General features: G+C 67.2%; 10 protein-coding genes. 3 read left to right on the forward strand and 7 right to left on the reverse strand.

What is annotated here, in order from left to right:
• Positions 1 to 71 precede the first annotated feature (71 nt).
• The 3 genes from FG94_RS11235 to FG94_RS11245 form a co-directional block, all read right to left on the reverse strand.
• Positions 72 to 3,806 carry a TonB-dependent receptor gene (locus FG94_RS11235; RefSeq protein WP_051996493.1) on the reverse strand — a complete coding sequence of 1,245 codons (3,735 nt, stop codon included), beginning with the start codon at positions 3,804 to 3,806 and terminating at the stop codon, positions 72 to 74.
• A 282-nt stretch (positions 3,807 to 4,088) separates the two neighbouring features.
• A complete protein-coding gene (locus tag FG94_RS11240) occupies positions 4,089 to 4,796 on the reverse strand; it encodes a GntR family transcriptional regulator (RefSeq protein ID WP_036211253.1) in 708 nt (235 codons plus the stop codon).
• A 16-nt stretch (positions 4,797 to 4,812) separates the two neighbouring features.
• Entirely contained in the window at positions 4,813 to 7,773 is a 2,961-nt protein-coding gene (locus FG94_RS11245; RefSeq protein ID WP_081925931.1) for a DUF4982 domain-containing protein, read from the reverse strand.
• 197 nt (positions 7,774 to 7,970) lie between these two features.
• Here FG94_RS11245 and FG94_RS11250 point away from each other — a divergent pair, with 197 nt between their 5' ends.
• Both FG94_RS11250 and FG94_RS11255 read left to right on the forward strand, forming a co-directional pair.
• A complete protein-coding gene (locus FG94_RS11250; protein WP_200879965.1) occupies positions 7,971 to 8,780 on the forward strand; it encodes an NAD(P)-dependent oxidoreductase in 810 nt (269 codons plus the stop codon).
• On the forward strand, positions 8,777 to 10,222 hold the full coding sequence (locus FG94_RS11255; protein WP_036211259.1) for a sialate O-acetylesterase: 1,446 nt from the start codon (positions 8,777 to 8,779) through the stop codon (positions 10,220 to 10,222). The genes FG94_RS11250 and FG94_RS11255 overlap by 4 nt, the downstream gene beginning before the upstream one ends.
• Positions 10,223 to 10,249: 27 nt before the next feature.
• Here the strand turns inward: FG94_RS11255 and gudD are convergent, their stop codons facing one another.
• Together gudD and FG94_RS11265 are read right to left on the reverse strand one after the other, a co-directional pair.
• Positions 10,250 to 11,590: a glucarate dehydratase gene (gene gudD / locus FG94_RS11260; RefSeq protein ID WP_036211262.1), complete on the reverse strand. Its 1,341-nt coding sequence runs from the start codon at positions 11,588 to 11,590 to the stop codon at positions 10,250 to 10,252.
• 39 nt (positions 11,591 to 11,629) lie between these two features.
• Entirely contained in the window at positions 11,630 to 13,462 is a 1,833-nt protein-coding gene (locus FG94_RS11265; RefSeq protein WP_036211264.1) for a glycoside hydrolase family 2 protein, read from the reverse strand.
• Positions 13,463 to 13,735: 273 nt separating this feature from the next.
• Between FG94_RS11265 and FG94_RS11270 the strand changes: the two genes are divergently transcribed.
• Positions 13,736 to 16,468 (forward strand): hypothetical protein, encoded by a 2,733-nt coding sequence (locus FG94_RS11270; RefSeq protein ID WP_051996495.1) that lies wholly within the window; start codon positions 13,736 to 13,738, stop codon positions 16,466 to 16,468.
• A 102-nt stretch (positions 16,469 to 16,570) separates the two neighbouring features.
• On the opposite strand, the gene FG94_RS11275 is transcribed toward FG94_RS11270, so the two are convergent.
• Together FG94_RS11275 and FG94_RS11280 are read right to left on the reverse strand one after the other, a co-directional pair.
• Positions 16,571 to 17,008 (reverse strand): universal stress protein, encoded by a 438-nt coding sequence (locus tag FG94_RS11275; protein WP_036211267.1) that lies wholly within the window; start codon positions 17,006 to 17,008, stop codon positions 16,571 to 16,573.
• Positions 17,009 to 17,143: 135 nt separating this feature from the next.
• Positions 17,144 to 17,851 carry a GntR family transcriptional regulator gene (locus tag FG94_RS11280; protein WP_036211270.1) on the reverse strand — a complete coding sequence of 236 codons (708 nt, stop codon included), beginning with the start codon at positions 17,849 to 17,851 and terminating at the stop codon, positions 17,144 to 17,146.
• Between the last annotated feature and the right edge of the window lie 133 nt (positions 17,852 to 17,984).

The following is a 17,984-nucleotide window of genomic DNA, read 5'->3' on the forward strand; positions in this document are numbered from 1 at the left end:
ATCCGCGTCCCGTAAACGAAAATGGCCGCCGCAAGTGCGGCGGCCATTGGCCTTACTACCCTACGAGATGATCAGCCGCCGAACTTGAAGTTCAGGCCCGCCATGTAGGTGCTGCCCGCGTACGAGTCGGTGTACACGTTCGGGGTGCCATCCGCGAACACCGAGTAGCCGCCGGTGTTGGAACCGGTGTGGGTCTTGCCCAGGTTGCGCCCTTCCAGGAAGAACTCGATGTTCTTGTTGAAGCGGTACGCGATCTTGGCGTCCACGTAGCGGGTGCCGAGGCGGAACAGCGGCGCACCCGGGCTGTAGGTCGGGAAGCGCACGTTGGTCATGCCGACCACCGGGTAGTTGTTCACCGAGTTGGTGTTGCAGCCCGAAGTGCACGAGAAGGTATCCGCCTTCACCTGCAGGCCGACGCGCATCGAGAGGGCGCCGTCGTCGTACCACACCGAGGCGTTCCACGAGTGGCGCGGCTCGCCGGCCACCGGCAGCAGCTCGCCGGTGATCAGGTCGCGCAGGCCGCCGCCGTTCAGGGTCGCCTTGTTGCGGGTGTAGTTCGCGTCCACGCCGGTATAGCGCAGGTACCACGGCAGGACCGTGAAGGCGACCTTGGCCGAGACCTCGAAGCCCTTGCGGGTGAACGGGATCTGGTTGGTCCAGCGGCGCTGGGTGAACACCAGGTCAGACAGCGGCTTGCCGGTCTGCGGGTCGACAGCGTCGGAGCCGGCGAACGGCTTGATGTCGTCGACGGTCTCGATCAGGGTAGGCGCGCCGGTCACGCCTTCCTGCTTGTAGACAGCGCCGGCCAGCATGATGTCGCGGTTGGCATACCATTCCAGCGACAGGTTCTGGTTGTGGTTGGTCAGCGGCTTGATCTCCGGGTTGCCCATGACGTCGGTGCAGCGCATCGCGGTTTCGTTGCCCTCGGAATCGAGGTCGACCAGCTTGCGGCCGTCGTATTCGCAGGTGCCGTTCGGGATCAGGCGGCCGGCGGCCGGACGGGCGATGGTCTTGCCCCAGTTGTAGCGCAGGACCAGCTTGTCCGGGATCAGCCAGGTGTTCAGGTTGGCCGACGGCAGGTAGTCGGTGGTGGTCGCATTGATCGCGGTGTCCTTGCGGTACACGCGAGTGCTGATGCCGTTCACGTTGTTCGGGTCGAGCGGATTGTAGGCCGCGGTCGGCACGATCGAGCGGAAGGTCAGCTGGCCGCTGCCAATCACCTTGGTGCGCACGGCGCGCACGCCGACGTTGCCGTCGAAGACGATGCCGAAGGGCAGAGAACGCTGGGTGAACGGCAGGCGGTCGACCTCGAAGTTGGCCATCATGTAGCCCGCATCGACGGTTTCCACGATCGAGTTCACCGGCTGCTTGTACATCTGGCCGTCGCTGCCGATGCACTCCTTGATGCAGTCGAGGTTGTAGTTCGGCACGCCCAGCAGCGCGTAGACCTTGTCGATATCGAATTCGGTCCAGCCGTTGGTCAGGGTGCCTGGACGGTCCGGATCGCCCGCATAGAACTGCGCGGTCGGCTCCTTGGTGTAGCCCTGGTTGAACAGCGCGCGGTACTGGTCCGGCGAGATCACGATCGTGCCCTGGCGCGCGTTGCGCGGGTCGGTGCTCGGGTTGTAGCCGTACTGGCAGGGGCGGCCGCCCGGCGCCAGCGAACCCGGCGTGTTCTCGCACACCTGGAAGGTGGTGCGCAGGTTGTTGGTGGAGACGTAGATGCCCGGGATGTAGCCGGCCGTGCCGAAGGTGCCGACGGCGTCCTGCACCGTCGGGCCGCCGGTGCCCCAGTGGTCGTAGCCGCTCTTGCGGCGGCTGTAGCCGACCTTGATCGAGGGGACGAAGGGGATGTACTCGTCGGTGTACACATCCAGGTCCAGCTTGGCCGTTTTCTCGAACGACTCGTTGATGCGCGGGTTCTGGAACGCCAGGGTGGTGGCGCCGTTCACGCGCGGCAGCTGGGCCGCGGTATAGGCCGGTGCGCCCGGGGTGGTGAAGCTCGGTGCGACCGCGGCCGTCGCAGCCTGGTTGGCGAGCGTCAGCCAGCTGTTCGGGTTGCTCAGGTCCACCGAGCCAGCCGCCGTATAGTTCCAGATGCCGTTCGGCAGCACGGTGGCTTTGGTGGCGCCGAGGTAGGCGCTCTGGCCCATGCGCTTTTCGTAGCGGTAGAAATCGGACTTCGAATCGCCGATCAGGAACTCGGCGCGCACGATGCCCTTCTTGTAGGTACCGCCGGCCTGGGTATAGCTGGACTTGGTGCCGGTGGTGATCGTGGTGTTGTCGACGCCGTAGACGCCGTCCGAGAACTCGAAGCCGGTCACGTGGTGGTTGCCGTCGACGGTCACCGAGTTCGGGTTGACGTTGGACACCGCGCCGTTCAGGGCGCCGGTGCTGCGGTAGGTCAGCTCGCCCGGATAGAGGTAGTAGCCGGAGGCCGGGTTCAGGGCGCGGGTGCCCCAGGCGCCGTTGGCCAGCTGGGTGGTCGAGATGGTGTCGACGAAGGGTGCGCCACTGAAGCCGTTCGGTCCGCGCACGGTGGCCGGATTCACGGCGACGCCGCCGTAGCCGAGGTTGGTGCTGTAGGAGATGACGTCGCCCTTGCTGCGGCTATGCTTGGCATAGACGGTGAGCGCATCGTTGACCTTGAAGTCGAGACGGATGTCGCCGCTGGTGCGGTCGTCGTTCCAGCGGTTGACGAAGTAGCGGGTATTGCTCGGCACCCAGTCGTTCCACTGGCCCAGGCAGCTCAGCAGCGCCAGCTGGGTGATGTTCTGGGCATTGGTGCGGCCGTTGTTGCCGGTGCTGAGCTGGCTGGCCACGTTGGCCGGCAGCAGCGGGAATTTCTGGTAGCACTCGGCCTTGGTCTTGGCCGCGGCCGAACCTTCCAGCACGTCCTTCGGCGTCATGCTGGTCCAGTTGCCCATCGCCGCATTGCTGTACGGGACCGTGTAGAACGGCGTGGTCGAGGCCGCGTCGTTCAGGTTCAGGGTATCGGGGCGCAGCGCGACCGTCTTCTCCGGCGAATTGTCGAAGTCCATCGGACGGTACTGGCCGACCACGCCGCTGTTGCCGCCCTGGTTGATCGAGTGGGCTTCCTGGTTGACCTTGCTCTTCGAGAGGTTGACCAGCACGCCCAGGCGGTCGTTCATGAACTTCTTGGCGCCGATCAGGTTGAGGTTGGGGTTCTTTTTCTTGTTGAGCGAATTCTGCTGGGCCGCCACGCGGAAGGACAGGTAGTCCTTCTTGAAGTCGAGGCCGTTGCGGGTCTGGATGCGCACGCCGCCGCCGAGCGAGCCTTCGGTCATGTCGGCGGTCGAGCCCTTGACCACGTCCACGCTCTTGATCAGGTCCGAGGAGAGCTGGCGCATCTCGACCGCGCGTCCGCCCGAGGTGTCGGCGCCGGCACTGATGCCGCCCAACATGTCGGCGCCGCCGGCCTGCTGCACACCCATGCCGTCCAGTTCCACGCGGGTCAGTTCCGGGCCGTTGCCGCGGATCGAGACGCTGATGCCCTCGCCGAATTCGCCGCGGTCGACCGCCACGCCGGCGATGCGCGAGATCGCATCCGCCACGTTACGGTCCGGGAAAGCGCCGACGTCTTCGGCGATGATCGAATCCTGCGCGGTGGCGGCGTTCTTCTTGCGTGCGATCGCGCTGCGCTGCGACTCGCGCGAGCCGACCACCAGCACCGTCTCGACAGCGCCATCCGCCGCGGCTACCGCCGTGGATGAGGTCGACGATGCCTGCGACGTCGCCGCCTGCTGCGCGTATGCGCCAGTCGCGACCAGCGAAGCCAGTGCCATGGCGACTGCCTGACTGATACGGTTTACGGGGAACCCATGCTTGGTATACGGTGCCATCTCTCCTCCTTGTTGTCTGTCTTATGTGATCGTTGTGCTCAACGATGAACGCAGTCGATTGTTATTGAATGAAATCAATACAACAACCGGCTTCGAACTAATTGCGCCAAACACTCATGGGCTTGAGCGGTTGGTGCGAAATCGCCACATCTGCCGATGGCGACTGATGCCGTTTATGACATCGCAAGGCCGCGCCAGGTTATCGCTCGATCGCGATCGCATGCCTCAGCTCCGGTAATCGACCGGCAGCAGCAGCTCCGGGTAGCGCTCGCGCAGCGCGTCGATCGCGTTCAGGGTGCCGGACAGGTGGGTGCGCACGCTGCGCTGCGCGCCCTCGGCGTCGCCGCGCGCGATGCGCTCCGCGATCTCGGCGTGCTGCGCCAGGATCGAACGCGCCTTGCCGTTCATCGGCAGGTGCAGGCGGCGCAGGCGGTCCAGGTTGCCGCTGCGGCTGCGGGCCAGCGCCCACAGGTCGGGAATCGCCGCCGCGTCGTACATGACGCGATGGAACTCCATGTCCACCGCCGTGAAGCCCGCCAGGTCGCCCGCTTCCAGGCAGGCGCGCTGGCGCGCGACCAGGCCTTGCAGCGCGCGCCCGAGTGCGGCATCGCCGCGCTGCGCCAGCGTATGCACCATTTCCAGCTCCACCGACAGGCGCAGGAAGTGGGCCTGGCGCGCCTGCGCCAGGTCGATCCGGCGCACCTGCGTCTGGTGCTGCGGATAGATGTCGACCAGGTGTTCTTCCTCCAGGCGCAGCAGCGCCTCGCGCACCGGGCTGAGCGACAGCCCGTAGTACTCGCACAGCTGCGGGCGCGGCAGCACGGTGCCCGGCCCGACCGCCAGGCTGACGATCAGCTCGCGCAGGTGCTCGAACACCTGGACCGTCGCGTTGCGCGAGCGGTCGAGGCGAAACGGAATACCGACAAGATTCATCGAAGCTCCCCCGCAATCAGGATTCCGGGAATTCGTAGAACTCGGCTTCGACGATGGCCAACGCGGTGCGCGCAACGCGCTGGGCGCCGGTGTCGGTATTGGCCTGGTTCGCCACCTCGGTGAGCTGGATCGCGCCCGCGTCGTCGGCCTGGCCGTCGAGCGCGATGCGCACCTGGCTGCCCCGGTGTGGCTTGAGCGGCAGCGTGACGTAGCCGAGGCTCGTCAAGGTGGTGCCGCGCCAGACCTCGACGCCGTCCACGAACACGCGCAGCGGATAGCTGCGCTCGCGCCAGCCGGCCAGCTTGAGCGTCACTTCGCGCAGCAGCGCGGGTCGCGCCAGCCGGTAGGTGATGTCCGCCGCTTCGCCGGTCTTGCTGGTCCAGTTGGTGGTTTCGTCGTCGTCGAAGGAGTGCACGGCCTGCTCGCCGTTGCTGGCGGCTTGCGCGGAGGCCACCGGCACCGCAATGCGCGAGACCGTGAAGGACGCCGTAGCCGGTGTCGGCCCACGGTCCAGGCGCAGCGGCGGCGGCGCCGGCAGCGCGGCCAGGCCACCCTCCACCGTGACCGCTTTGGAGGCGAAGCTCAGCGTTGCCGGCGCCAGGCCATCGGCGCGGGCGCGCAGGGTGATTTTTCCCGGCTGCGTGGTACTGCGCACCAAGACCCGGTTCACGCCGCCCTCGACCGGCAGCGAGCGCGCCAGCACGTGGTTGCCTGGCCCCTGCGCGATGCCGCCACGCCATTCGGCCGGGCCATCCAGTTCGAAGTGCACGGTGTCGAGCGCCACCGGGTTGCGGCGGCCCTGGGCATCGACCGCCTCGACCTGCACCAGCGCCAGGTCGGCGCCGTCGGCGCGCAGGCCGTGCGGCGAGGGGATGTTCTTCAGGCGCAGCGCCACCGGCTTGCCTGCCGTTGCCAGGCGTGTCTCGCACACCTGCCTGCCCTTAGCGTCATAGCCGACCGCCTTCAGCTCGCCCTCTTCCCAGGCCACCTGGTCGAAGGTGAACAGGAAGCGTTCGCTTTGGCGTGCGCTGCCGACCTCCTTGCCGTTCAGGGTGAGCTTGACCGTCTCGGCGCTCGAGATCACGTGCACCGGCTTCACCGTGCCGGGCGCGTAGTTCCAGTGGCCGACGATGTGGGCGCGCGGGCGCTCGACGTCGACCCAGCCGTCCCACATCACCTGGTGCGCATAGAAGGCGTCCTTCGGGATGCGCATGGCGTCGACTTCGCCGCTGCGGCGGTAGTTCTCGGCGCCGCGGTGGTGGGTATTACTGTCCGAGAAGATGATGTTGACGCCGCCGCTCGAGACGCGCGTGCCGGTGCCCGGACGCTCGCGCCAGTAGTCGTACCAGCGGCGCACGGTCTCGATCGCGAAGCTGTCCTGGTTGTGGTTATAGGACGGCGCCGGCTGGCCCTTGTGCGGCGGGCCGTCGCCGTTCTTGTGGAAGGGTGGACTGAGTTCGTCCCAGAACTTGCGCGCGCCCTCGTCGCGGGCATATTCCATGGCCCACATCGGCATGCGCGCGCTCTTATTGATGTACAACATCTCGCCGCCGTACTCGGACACCTGCTGCAGCGCGGTGCTCAGCATCTCGCGGCTGCCGGCGGCGCGTCCGCCATGCGGATCGAAGCGGTCGCGCAGCGCATTCATCTCCAGCTGGTGCTCGGCGCTCACGCCCTTGTTGCCGGACTCGTAGAACAGGATGCTCGGATTGTTGCGGTAGTAGACGATGGCGTCGCGCATGGTCTCCACGCGCTGGCCCCAGCGGCGCCCGTCGACATCCTTCTCGGAATCGCCGGCGGGCATGGCCTGCATCAGGCCGATGCGGTCGAGCGACTCCACGTCCTGCTTCCACGGCGCGATGTGCATCCAGCGGATCAGGTTGGCGTTGCTCTCGAGGGCCAGGCCATTGCTGTAGTCGCTCAGCCAGGCCGGCACCGACAGGCCGATCGCCGGCCATTCGTTCGAGGTGCGCTGGGCGTAGCCCTTCATCTGCAGCACGCGGTCGTTCAGCTTGATCACGCCATTGCCGAATTCGGTCTTGCGGAAACCCGTGCGGGTGATGACGCGGTCGAGCGGCCTGCCGTCGACCTTCAGGGTGGTGAGCACGTCGTACAGGTAGCCGTAGCCCCAGCTCCAGAAATGCAGCCCCCTTACTTGCGCGCTGGCCTTGGCCACCGTGGTGGCGCCGGGCGCCAGGGTTTGTGTAGGCGCGGCGAAGCGCGCCACCGTCTTGCCGTCCTTGTCGCGCACTTCGACCTCGTAGGTGAAGCTGCGCGCCTGCTGCCCGTCATTGCGCACCTCGGATTCGGCGGCGATGGTGGCCGTGCGTCCGGCGATGTCGAAGTCGCGCGCATAGACGTAGACCCCGGTGGTGCCCAGGTTCGAATACAGCGGCAGGGTCTGGTACAGCGGCTCGGTCACGTGCAGGCGCACGTTCTTCGGCAGGCCGCCGTAGTTGGCGTTGAAGTTGCGGTCGGCCCACTGGTAGCGCTGGAGGGTAGCCTGCTCCTTGTAGTCCCAGCGGTTATCGGTGCGCACCGCGATCACGTTCTCGCCCTTCACCAGGGCGCCGCCGATCTCGAAGCCGAAGGCGGTGACGCCGTTCTCGTGCAGGCCGATGCGGCGGCCGTTGACGAACACTTCCGCCGCCTGGCGCGCCCCCTCGAACTCGAGGAAGACCTTCTGGCCCGGCTTGAGGTCCTTGACGCTGAAGCGCTTGCGATACCAGGCGATACCAGTCGAGTGGTCGACGATGTCCTTGGCAAAGGCGTCGTCCTCGTTCCAGGCGCGCGGCAGGGTGACGGGCTTCCAGGCCTTGTCGTCGAAGCCGGCCTGGGACGCGCCCGCCGGGTCGCCGACCATCAGCTTCCAGCCGGGATTGAAGTCGTACTGGGCACGCTCGGCATGGGCCGGGGCGGCCGCGAGGAAGGCGACCAGCGCAAAGGCGGACAGGTTCAAGGGAGCGGAACGGAACATCGAGGGTCTCCGAGATGGGAACAGGACGGCCTCGCCGGGCCGCTGAGCTAATATATTAGTAGCTTAGCGTGCTATTGTTCAGCATTTGCAGAATTACTCAAGATCGTGAGCGTTCGCTGACCGAACGTTGACACCCGCCGCGAATGCGCCGGTAATGGCGCATCCGTTTCAACCAGTCCTATAAGGCCATGAGCACCATGAGCAAACCATTCAAACGCATCCTCTTCACCGGCGCCGGCGGCAACCTGGGGCGCCGCCTGCGCGAACGCCTGCACGAATTCGCCGACATCGTGCGCCTGGCCGACGTCGCCGACATCGGACCCGCGGGCCCGGGCGAGGAAGTGGTGCAGTGCGACCTGGCCGACCGCGACCAGGTCATGCGCATGTGCGAAGGCGTGGACGCGATCCTGCACTTCGGCGGCGTCTCGACCGAAGTCGAATTCGCACCCATCATGCAGGCCAACATCCTCGGCATGGTCAACCTGTACGAAGCCGTGCACAAGCTGGGCATCCGGCGCGTGGTCTTCGCCAGCAGCAACCACACCATGGGCATGTACCAGACCAGCGAACGGGTCGACGCCGGCATGCTGCCGCGTGCCGACGGCTACTACGGCCTGTCCAAGGTCTGGGGCGAGAACCTGTCGCGCTACTACTGGGACCGATTCGGCATCGAGACCGTGTGCATGCGCATCGGCTTCTGCTTCCCGGAACCCGGCACCCACCGCCAGATGGTCACCTGGCTCAGCCTGGACGACCTGGTCGAACTGCTGCGCCGTTCCCTGGTCACGCCACGGGTCGGCCACACCATCGCCTTCGGCGTTTCAAGCAACCCGGGCAGCTGGTGGGACGACCGCCATTCGCGCCACCTGGCCTTCGTCGCAAAAGACAGCTCGGCGCGGTTCCTCGACAAGCTGCCTACCGAGGTGACGTACCCGGCGCCGGACGACCTCACCACCTTCCTGCAAGGTGGCCCCTTCCTGAACATCGGACCGAAGTACCCGTCATGAGATCCCCTCATGCCCGCGCGGCCGGCCTGGTCGCGTTCCTGCTGGTGGCCCTACCCGCCGGCGCCGAGGTGCGCCTGCCCAGCGTCCTGTCCGACCACATGGTGCTGCAACGCGCGGCCTGGGTGCCGGTGTGGGGCTGGGCGGCGCCGAACGAGGCGGTATCGGTGCGCTTCGGGAACCAGACGCTCGGCACGGTCGCCGATAGCGACGGGCGCTGGCGCCTCCACCTCGACCTGAGCCAGGCGCCGTCGACGCCAGGCGTGCTGTCGGTGCGCGGCGCCGGCAAGGAGATCGTCGTCAAGGACGTGCTGGTCGGCGAAGTGTGGCTGGCCTCGGGCCAGTCGAACATGGAAAAGCCCTTCGGCGAAAAGAAGGGCCAGCTGCCCACCTTCGGCTCCGAGGAAGCGCTCGCCGGCGCCGAGCAGCCCGAGATCCGCCTGTTCAAGGTGGCCAGGCTCAAGGCCGCCCAGCTGGGCGAGGACGTCAGCGGCGCCTGGGTGCGCAGCACGCCTGCCGCACTCATCTCGACCCAGTTCTCGGCGGCCGCCTACAGCTTCGGACGCCGCATCAAGGAGGAGCTGGGCACGCCCGTGGGCCTGATCGACGCCACCTGGGGCGGCACCCGCATCGAATCGTGGACGCCTCCGGACCTGCTCGGGCAGGTCGACTTGCCGCCCGCGGTCAAGGACAAGCCGGCCTCGCTGTACAACGGCATGATCGCCGGCCTGGCGCCCGTCAAGCTCAAGGGCGCGCTCTGGTACCAGGGCGAATCGAACATCCTCCACACTGACGACGGTCCCGCCTACACGGCGAAGATGGAAGCGATGATCCGGGGCTGGCGCCGCGCCTTCGGGCAGGATCTGCCCTTCTACTACGTGCAGCTGGCGCCGCACCTGTATTCCGTGGTGCGCAAGGACCAGGGTGTCGGCGGCCCGGAATCGCTGCCGCGCCTGCGCGAGGCCCAGCTTGATGCGCTGCGCATTCCGAATACCGGCATGATCGTCACCACCGACCTGGCCGACGACCTGCGCGACATCCATCCGCGCGACAAGCAGAGCGTCGGGCTGCGCCTGGCCAACCTGGCGCTGGCCGAGAGTTACGAGCGGCCGGGTATCGTGCCCTATGGCCCGACCTACCGCGCGATCCGCTTCGCCGGCAGACAGGCGATCCTCAGTTTCGACCATGCGCAGGGGCTGGCTGCCCGCGACGGCAAGCCGCTCGACTGGTTCGAGATCGCCGGCAGCGATGGCCGCTACCATCCCGCAAGGGCCACGATCCGGGACGGCGAGGTGCTCGTCGACAGCCCGCTCGTGAGCGAACCGAAGTTCGTACGCTTCGGCTGGCATGAGGCGGCCACGCCCAACCTGGTCAACGGCGCCGGCCTGCCGGCCGTCCCCTTCCGTTCGGAACACCCGATTCCGAAGAATCCCCCGCGGATATAAGAAAAGCGGCGCATCGCGCCGCTTTTCTCATCGCAGCATGCAAGGCCGCTTGTTATCGAACTTCCAGCCCGGAATCAGGAACTGCATGGCCGCCGCGTCGTCGCGCGCGCCCAGGCCCATGTTCCTGTAGGCCTGGTGCGCGGCCGCCAAGGCATCTTCGTCCAGCTCGATGCCCAGGCCCGGCCGGGCCGGCACCTTGACCTCGCCGCCTTCGATCCTGAGCGGCTCCCTGGTCAGGCGCTGGCCGTCCTGCCAGATCCAGTGGGTGTCGATCGCCGTCACCCTGCCCGGCGCCGCCGCGCCGACGTGGGTGAACATCGCCAGCGAGATGTCGAAGTGGTTGTTCGAGTGCGAACCCCAGGTCAGGCCGAACATCTCGCACAGCTGGGCCACGCGCACCGAGCCCTGCATGGTCCAGAAATGCGGGTCGGCCAGCGGGATATCGACCGACTGCAGCTGGATCGAGTGGGCCATCTGGCGCCAGTCGGTGGCGACCATGTTGGTGGCCGTCTTCAAGCCGGTGGCGCGGCGGAACTCGGCCATCACTTCGCGGCCCGAGAAGCCGTTCTCGGCGCCGCAGGGGTCTTCGGCATAGGCCAGCACATCGTGCTTGTCGCGGCACAGGCGTACCGCTTCCTCCAGCGACCAGGCGCCGTTCGGGTCGAGCGTGACGCGCGCCTGGGGGAAGCGTTCGTGCAGGGCCACGGCCGCTTCCATTTCCTCGTCGCCGCAGAAGACGCCGCCCTTGAGCTTGAAGTCCTGGAAGCCGTAGCGCGCCTGCGCCGCTTCGGCCAGCGCCACCACCGCCTCCGGGGTCAGTGCCGCTTCGTTGCGCAGCCTGAACCAGGCATCGTCCGCACCCTCTTCGCTGCGGTAGGGCAGCCCGGTGCGCTGGCGCTCGCCGACGTAGAACAGGTAGCCCAGCATCGGCACCGCGGCGCGCTGCTGGCCCTCGCCCAGCAGGGCTGCCACCGGCACGTTCATGAACTGGCCCAGCAGGTCCAGAAAAGCGGACTCCACCGCGGTGACCGCATGGATGGTGGTGCGCAAATCGAAGGTCTGCAGGCCGCGGCCGCCGGCATCGCGCTTGGCGAACTCCCTGCGGATAGCGTTCAGGACGGCGTTGTAATCGCCCAGCGACTTGCGGACGATGAGCGGACGCGCGTCTTCCAGGGTCTGGCGGATCGATTCGCCGCCCGGCACTTCGCCCAGGCCGACGTTGCCGGCGCTGTCCGTCAGGACCACGACATTGCGGGTGAACCAGGGGCCATGGGCGCCGCTAAGGTTCATGAGCATGCTGTCCTGGCCGGCGACGGGAACGACCCGCATCGCGGTAACGACCGGGGCGCCGCTGATGTTCGAATTCATGGATGACTCCAGGTATGTGATGAAATTATTTGCCGCGGCTTATTTGTTACGGTAATAGTCGGCCAGCACGCCGAAGGCCTGCTTGCGCACCCCGGTCTCGGACACGATGCCCTTGCGGTTCCAGCCGTTCTGGAACACCGGGTGCTCGCGGCGCGGCGAACGGAAGTCCTTCAGGATCCAGGGCGACATGCCGCGCAGGGTCGGGATGTGATCGGCCATCGCCAGGGTCTGACGGTAGTACTCGGCCTGGTATTCCTCGGTGAACTTCTTCATGCCGTCGTTGCGGTAGCCGGCCAGGGCGTCGGCGCCGAACTCGGACAGGATCAGCGGGCGGTCGCTCGGCACTTTCCATTTGAGCTTGGCGACGGCGTCGAGCGTGTCGGAACCGTACCAGCCGGCGTAGATGTTCACCGCCAGCACGTCGAGCTTGCCGACCAGCGGATCGTCGATCGCCAGCGCGTCGCCATCGTGCTTCACCAGCAGGGCCGCGCTCACCAGGCGCGATGGATCCAGCTTGCGTACGTTGTCCGCCATGGCGCTGTGGAAGCGCGTGCGCGCGTCTGCAACCGGGGTCTCGTTCCCGACGCTCCACATGATCACCGAGGCGCGGTTGCGGTCGCGGTAGATGGTCTCGGCCTGCATGGCCAGGGCCTTGCGCAGCACCGCCGGGTTGTCCCAGTCCACCGTCCAGTACACCGGAATCTCGCTCCACACCAGCAGGCCCATCTCGTCGGCCAGGCGCACCGTGGTTTCCGAATGCGGATAGTGCGACAGGCGCACGTAGTTGCCGCCGAGGCCATGCTTGATCTCGTGCAGCAGCGCGCGCGAGCTCGACTCCGTCATGTTGCGCGCCGGGTTGGGGCCGAACTCTTCTTCGTGCAGCGAGATCCCACGCAACCAGATGGGTTTGCCGTTCAGGAGGATCTGATTGCCCTTCACGGCGATGGTACGGAAACCGACGCGGTCGCGTAGCGCGTCGCCCGCGGCGGAAAAGCGCACCTCGTACAGGGTCGGCTTCTCGGGCGACCAGCGCTCCAGTCCTTTCGGCGCGGCCAGCTCGAAGCTGGCGCGGCCACTCGCGTCGGTGGTGGCGCGCACGGTGGCGAGCGCGCCGATCGCCACGCTGACCTGCTGGTTCGCGGCTTGCGGGCCCTGCAGGCGCACTTCGCCGGCGATGCGGCCGTCCGGGCGCAGCTGGACCATGGCGTCGTCGATGAAGGTGGCCGGGGTGGTGATCAGGCGTACCGGACGCGTGATGCCGCCGTACAGGTCCCAGTCGGTGATGGAGGTCGGGATCGACTGGGCGTCGTGGGTCGAGTCGACGCCGACCACCAGGCGGTTGTCGCCGGCGCGGAGAAGCTCGGTCACTTCCAGCACAAAGGGCGTGAAGCCGCCCTCGTGGCGCCCCACTTCCTTGCCGTTCAGGTAGACGTAGGCGCGGTAGTTGACCGCCTCGAAACGCAGGAAGGCGCGCTTGCCGCCCAGGGCCTGCGCATTGAACTTGCGCTGGAACCAGATCAGGCCATCGTAGTAGCGCAGCTCCGGCGCGGCGGCATTCCAGGCGCCCGGCACGTTGACGATCGGGCCGCGGTCGAGGTCGAACTCGAAGAAGTCCACCCCGCCCTTGGCCTCGATGGCGGCGACGTCGAGGTCGCGGTAGCGCTGCATGCGCGACTTGGCTACCCAGCCGTTGATGTCGGTGAGGCCGGTGCGATACAGATCCTTCGAATAGGTCCACTGGCCCGACAGGTCCTGGCCGTCGCGGTGCAGTGCGCCGGTGAGCAGGAAGGCGGGCCGCAGGTCGTCCGCCAGGGCCGGCAGGCAGGCGAGCGTGCCGATGAGGATCCAGAATGCTGCGAAAAGTTTTTTCATGGGTTCAGGGTAGTCGGTTGACGGGCGCTGATATATTAGTATGCCACATAAGTCTACAGGGCGTACCGCCGTCGATGCACTCAATCTTGTGATCGGATGGCCTGGCCGCGTTCAGTCATCCACTTGAGTGATTCAGCACGACATGTCGACCACGGGCCAGAGACGATCTAGTATTCGCTTCGTCAACTAATATATCAGCAGCGACCACGCCCCCTTCCACTTCAATACAGACCGGCGCGCCGCCCAGCGGCAGTGCCGACACGGAGACCGACAGTGCCCATTTCATCGCGCAGACATTTCCTTCGCTCGGCCAGCGCCCTTCCCTTCCTTGCCTCCTTCCCTGGCCTGGCCGGCGCGGTAACGGCCAACACCGGCGCCAAGCCGGTCCCCGTGTCCGAGACCGCACTGCGCTGGCTGGACGGCCAGGCCCCGGCCCGCTTCGAGGGCTGCACCCTGGGCGTGCCCTGGCCGCGCGGCACGCTGCGCCTGCCCGCGAACAAACGGCTCGACTTCACGCTGGGCGCGAACGGTCCCGCCATGCAGTCCTGGCCGCTGGCCTACTGGCCGGACGGCTCGCTGAAGTGGACCGCGCACGCGGTCGCGGGCGGCGCCACGTCCGAAGGCTACAGCTTGGGCCGCGGCGCCGAGGCGCGCGGCACGGTCTCGGTGAAGGAAAGCGCGGACGACATCGTGGTCACCGCGGGCGAGCTGGCATGGATGCTGCCGCGCCGCGGCGATGTGCTGGTGCGCAGCGCGACCCGCGCCGGCCGCGTGACGATGCAGAACATGAAGCTGGTGGCGCTGCGCCAGGACGGCGCCCAGCTGGAGAAGAGCGGCAGCGTGGCGCGCCAGGCCTTCACCAGCAAGCTGCTTGCCGTCACGGTGGAACAAAGCGGCCCGGTGCGCGCGGTGGTCAAGTTCGACGGCATGCACAGCGACGGCAGCCGCGACTGGCTGCCCTTCTCGGTGCGCCTGTACTTCTATACCGGCTCGGACAGCGTGCGCATCGTGCACTCCTTCATCTACGACGGCAATCCGGAGCAGGACTTCATCGCCGGCCTGGGCGTGAGCGCCCAGGTGCCCATGAGCGACCAGAGCTACGACCGCCACGTGCGCTTCTCGGGCGAAGGTGTGGGCGTCTGGGGCGAGGCGGTGCGGCCGGTGACCGGCCTGCGCCGCGACCCGGGCGACGCCTACCGCGCGGCCCAGGTGGCGGGCAAGGCCCTGCCGCCGCTCGCCGGCATGGCCAAGCCGGTGCAGGACGGCCTGCAGTGGATCCCCGAATGGGGCGACTTCACGCTGGCGCAGCTCTCGCCGGACGGCTTCACCCTGCAGAAGCGCCTGCGCGCGGGCCGCGCCTGGATCGACTCAAACGCCGGCACCCGCAGCAAGGGCCTGCTGTACGCCGGCGGGGCCGCGGGCGGCGTGGCCCTGGGCCTGAAGGATTTCTGGCAGCGCGCCCCGGTGCAGCTGGACGTGCGCAATGCGGCCAGCCCGATGGCCGAGGTGACCGCTTGGATGTGGGCGCCCTCGGCCCCAAGCATGGACGTGCGCTCCTACCGCGGCGAAGACGGCATGGACACGCACGAGAAGCAGATCGCCGGCCTGAACATCACCTACGAAGACTACGAAGCGGGCTGGGACTCGGCCACGGGCGTGGCCCGCAGCTCCGAGCTGCAGCTGTGGGTGCTGGGCGGAACGCCCTCGCACCAGGCCTTGTCCGACATGGCCGAGCAGGTGGCGCGGCCGGCGCGCCTGGTGCTCACGCCGCAGCGCATCCATCAATGCGGCGTGTTCGGCGACTGGGACCCGGTCGATGCCGGGACACCGGCGCGCAAGCTGATCGAGGAGCGCCTGGCCCTGCAGCTGGACCAGTACCTGCGTGAAACCGAACAGCACCGCTGGTACGGCTTCTGGTCCTATGGCGACGTGATGCACAGCTACGACCCCGACCGCCACATGTGGCGCTACGACATCGGCGGCTACGCCTGGGACAATTCGGAGCTGTCGACCGACCTGTGGCTGTGGTACAGCTACCTGCGCACCGGGCGCGCCGACCTGTTCCGCTATGCCGAAGCAATGACACGCCATACCGGCGAGGTCGACGTCTACCACCTCGGTCCTTTCAAGGGTTTCGGCACCCGCCACGCGGTGCAGCACTGGGCCGATTCGTCGAAGCAGCCGCGCGTCTCGAACGCGGCCTACCGACGCATCTATTACTTCCTGACGGCGGACGAGCGCGTCGGCGACCTGATGCGCGAACTGCTCGATTCGGACAAGGACCTGCACAAGGTCGACATCTCGCGCAAGCTGAAGGTGGCGGGCGCGCGGCCGGACGCCTTTATCGGCGCCTCCTTCGGCACCGTCTGGGGTTCCTTGATCTCGGCCTGGCTGGCCGAGTGGGAACGCAGCGGCGACGTGCGCTGGCGTGACAAGATCGTCAACGGCATGAAGAGCATCGCGGCCCTCAAGTATGGCTGGTTCGCGGCCGGCGCGCCCTACGACCACACTACCGGGCGCTTCCACGGCCCCGGCGACAAGCCCTCGTTCTCGAACCTGAACGGCGTGTTCGGCGTGGTCGAGATGAATTCCGAGCTCCTGACCCTGGTCGACGTGCCGGAGTACCGCAAGACCTGGCTGCAGTACTGCCGCACCTACAATGCGCCGAGGGAGGAGGTGGTGGCGCTGCTGGGACGCGATCCGGGCGGGCGCGGCATGAGCGACACCAATTCGCGCATGACCGCCTACGCCGCCTACCAGTTGGGCGACCGGGCGCTGGCGCTGCGGGCCTGGCGCGAGTTCTTCGCCTCGGACTGGCTCAAGCGCGGCAGCCCGCGCCATACGGTGCGCCGCATCGACGGCCCGGCGGTGCTGCGTCCGGTCGACGAGATGAGCGGCATCAGCACCAACGGCTCGGCGCAGTGGGGCCTGGCTGCGATCCAGCACATGGCGCTTGGCGGAGACACGCTGGACGAGGCGGCGCGCGCGGCCGGACTGCTGCCCTGAACGGGGATTCAGTTCTCCAGCTCAACAATAAAGCGGGCGATTCATGCGCAGCGCTCATCAATACCGCAGCTTGCGGTATTGATGCTGCCTCTGCCCTCCTGCCTAGCGGTGCACCAGCACGGGAATCGCGCTGTGCACCAGCACCTTGTGCGTCACGCTGCCCAGCAGCAAACCCTTGACGCCGCGCCGTCCGTGCGAGGCCATGATGATCAGGTCGCACATGCGCTCGCGCGCGGTGGCGATGATGGCCTCGTCGGGATCGTCGGACACGACCTGCACGGCCGTGCAGGGTACGCCGGCGTCGCGCGCCAGATTGGCGATCTCGTCCAGGCGGCGCTGGGCGTGCTGGCGGCTGCTGGCTTCGTACTGCTCCGCGGTCAGTTCCAGCATCTCGGCATCGGCGGTGATGGCCCGGAACGGCGCCGTGGCTGTCATGGCGACGAGCTCCGCCCCGCTTTCCCTGGCGAATTCGACGCCGGCGTCGATGGCGCGTCGGGATGCCTCCGATCCATCGGTAGGTAACAATATGCGTTTGTACATGTCCGGCTCCAGAATAGAAGCGACGCACGCTTCGCGCGGCGCCGATACGCTTTGGAGCATGCTGCCGTCGGCATGTTCTGGGCCATTGCCCGGGTTTTGTGATGCAGATCAAGCGCAGCCCGCTCGTAGCGCCGCTCAGTCCGCTCCCGGCATCCAGTAGTTCGGGTATTGCTCGCGCAGCGCATCCAGTTCCGACAGCGTGCCCGACAGGTGGCGCCGCACCGCCGCCTCGGCCGCGGCGGCATCGCCCTGCGCGACCGCGTCGGCGATGGCGCCGTGGTCCTTCAGGATCTGGTCGGCCTTGCCGTTGAGCGGCAGGTGCAGGCGGCGCAGGCGGTCCATGTTGCCGCTGCGGTGGCGCATCAGGCGCCACAATTCCTCGACGTCGGCCGCGACGTAGAGCTGGCGGTGGAAGGCATGGTCGACCCGGTAGAAGGATTCCAGGTCGTTCGCCTTGAGCGCCGCGCGCTGCTGCAGCACCAGGCTTTGCAGGGACTGGCCGAGCGCCGCATCGTTCTTCCGGGCCAGCGTGCGCACCACCTCGAGCTCGATCGACAGCCTCAGGAAATGGGCCTGGCGCGCCGAGGCGATGCTGATGCCGCGCACGCGCGTCGCGTGCTGCGGGTAGATGTCGACCAGTCCTTCTTCCTCGAGGCGCATCAGGGCATCCCGGATGGGGGTAACGGACAGCTCGAAATGCGCCGACAGTTCGTTGCGCGACAGGAGGGTTCCGGGCTTGAGCGTGAGGTTGACGATTTCCTCGCGCAGGTATTCGTACACCTGGACCGCGGCCTGGCGCGATCGGTCGAGGGTGAACGGGCCGCTGAATGCGATTGTTTCCATTGTTGAAGCCATCAAAGGCTGCATGATTGTTATTCGAAGCTCCACGCGGCGCGTGGCGGCGAAGTACCAGTCTGGCTCCTGCCGAATTGACAAGATGCTAGCACATTAGTGCCGGTCGAACGAGGGCGGCCTG

The organism is Massilia sp. LC238, assembly GCF_000735635.1.
Lineage (GTDB): Bacteria > Pseudomonadota > Gammaproteobacteria > Burkholderiales > Burkholderiaceae_D > Telluria > Telluria varians.

What these genes read in the sequence shown, in the direction of transcription:
- FG94_RS11235 (WP_051996493.1), bottom strand. Translation starts at nt 3,806, where the DNA reads ATGGCACTGGCTTCGCTGGTCGCGACTGGCGCATACGCGCAGCAGGCG.
- FG94_RS11240 (WP_036211253.1), bottom strand. Translation starts at nt 4,796, where the DNA reads ATGAATCTTGTCGGTATTCCGTTTCGCCTCGACCGCTCGCGCAACGCG.
- FG94_RS11245 (WP_081925931.1), bottom strand. Translation starts at nt 7,773, where the DNA reads ATGTTCCGTTCCGCTCCCTTGAACCTGTCCGCCTTTGCGCTGGTCGCC.
- FG94_RS11250 (WP_200879965.1), top strand. Translation starts at nt 7,971, where the DNA reads ATGAGCAAACCATTCAAACGCATCCTCTTCACCGGCGCCGGCGGCAAC.
- FG94_RS11255 (WP_036211259.1), top strand. Translation starts at nt 8,777, where the DNA reads ATGAGATCCCCTCATGCCCGCGCGGCCGGCCTGGTCGCGTTCCTGCTG.
- gudD (WP_036211262.1), bottom strand. Translation starts at nt 11,590, where the DNA reads ATGAATTCGAACATCAGCGGCGCCCCGGTCGTTACCGCGATGCGGGTC.
- FG94_RS11265 (WP_036211264.1), bottom strand. Translation starts at nt 13,462, where the DNA reads ATGAAAAAACTTTTCGCAGCATTCTGGATCCTCATCGGCACGCTCGCC.
- FG94_RS11275 (WP_036211267.1), bottom strand. Translation starts at nt 17,008, where the DNA reads ATGTACAAACGCATATTGTTACCTACCGATGGATCGGAGGCATCCCGA.
- FG94_RS11280 (WP_036211270.1), bottom strand. Translation starts at nt 17,851, where the DNA reads ATGGAAACAATCGCATTCAGCGGCCCGTTCACCCTCGACCGATCGCGC.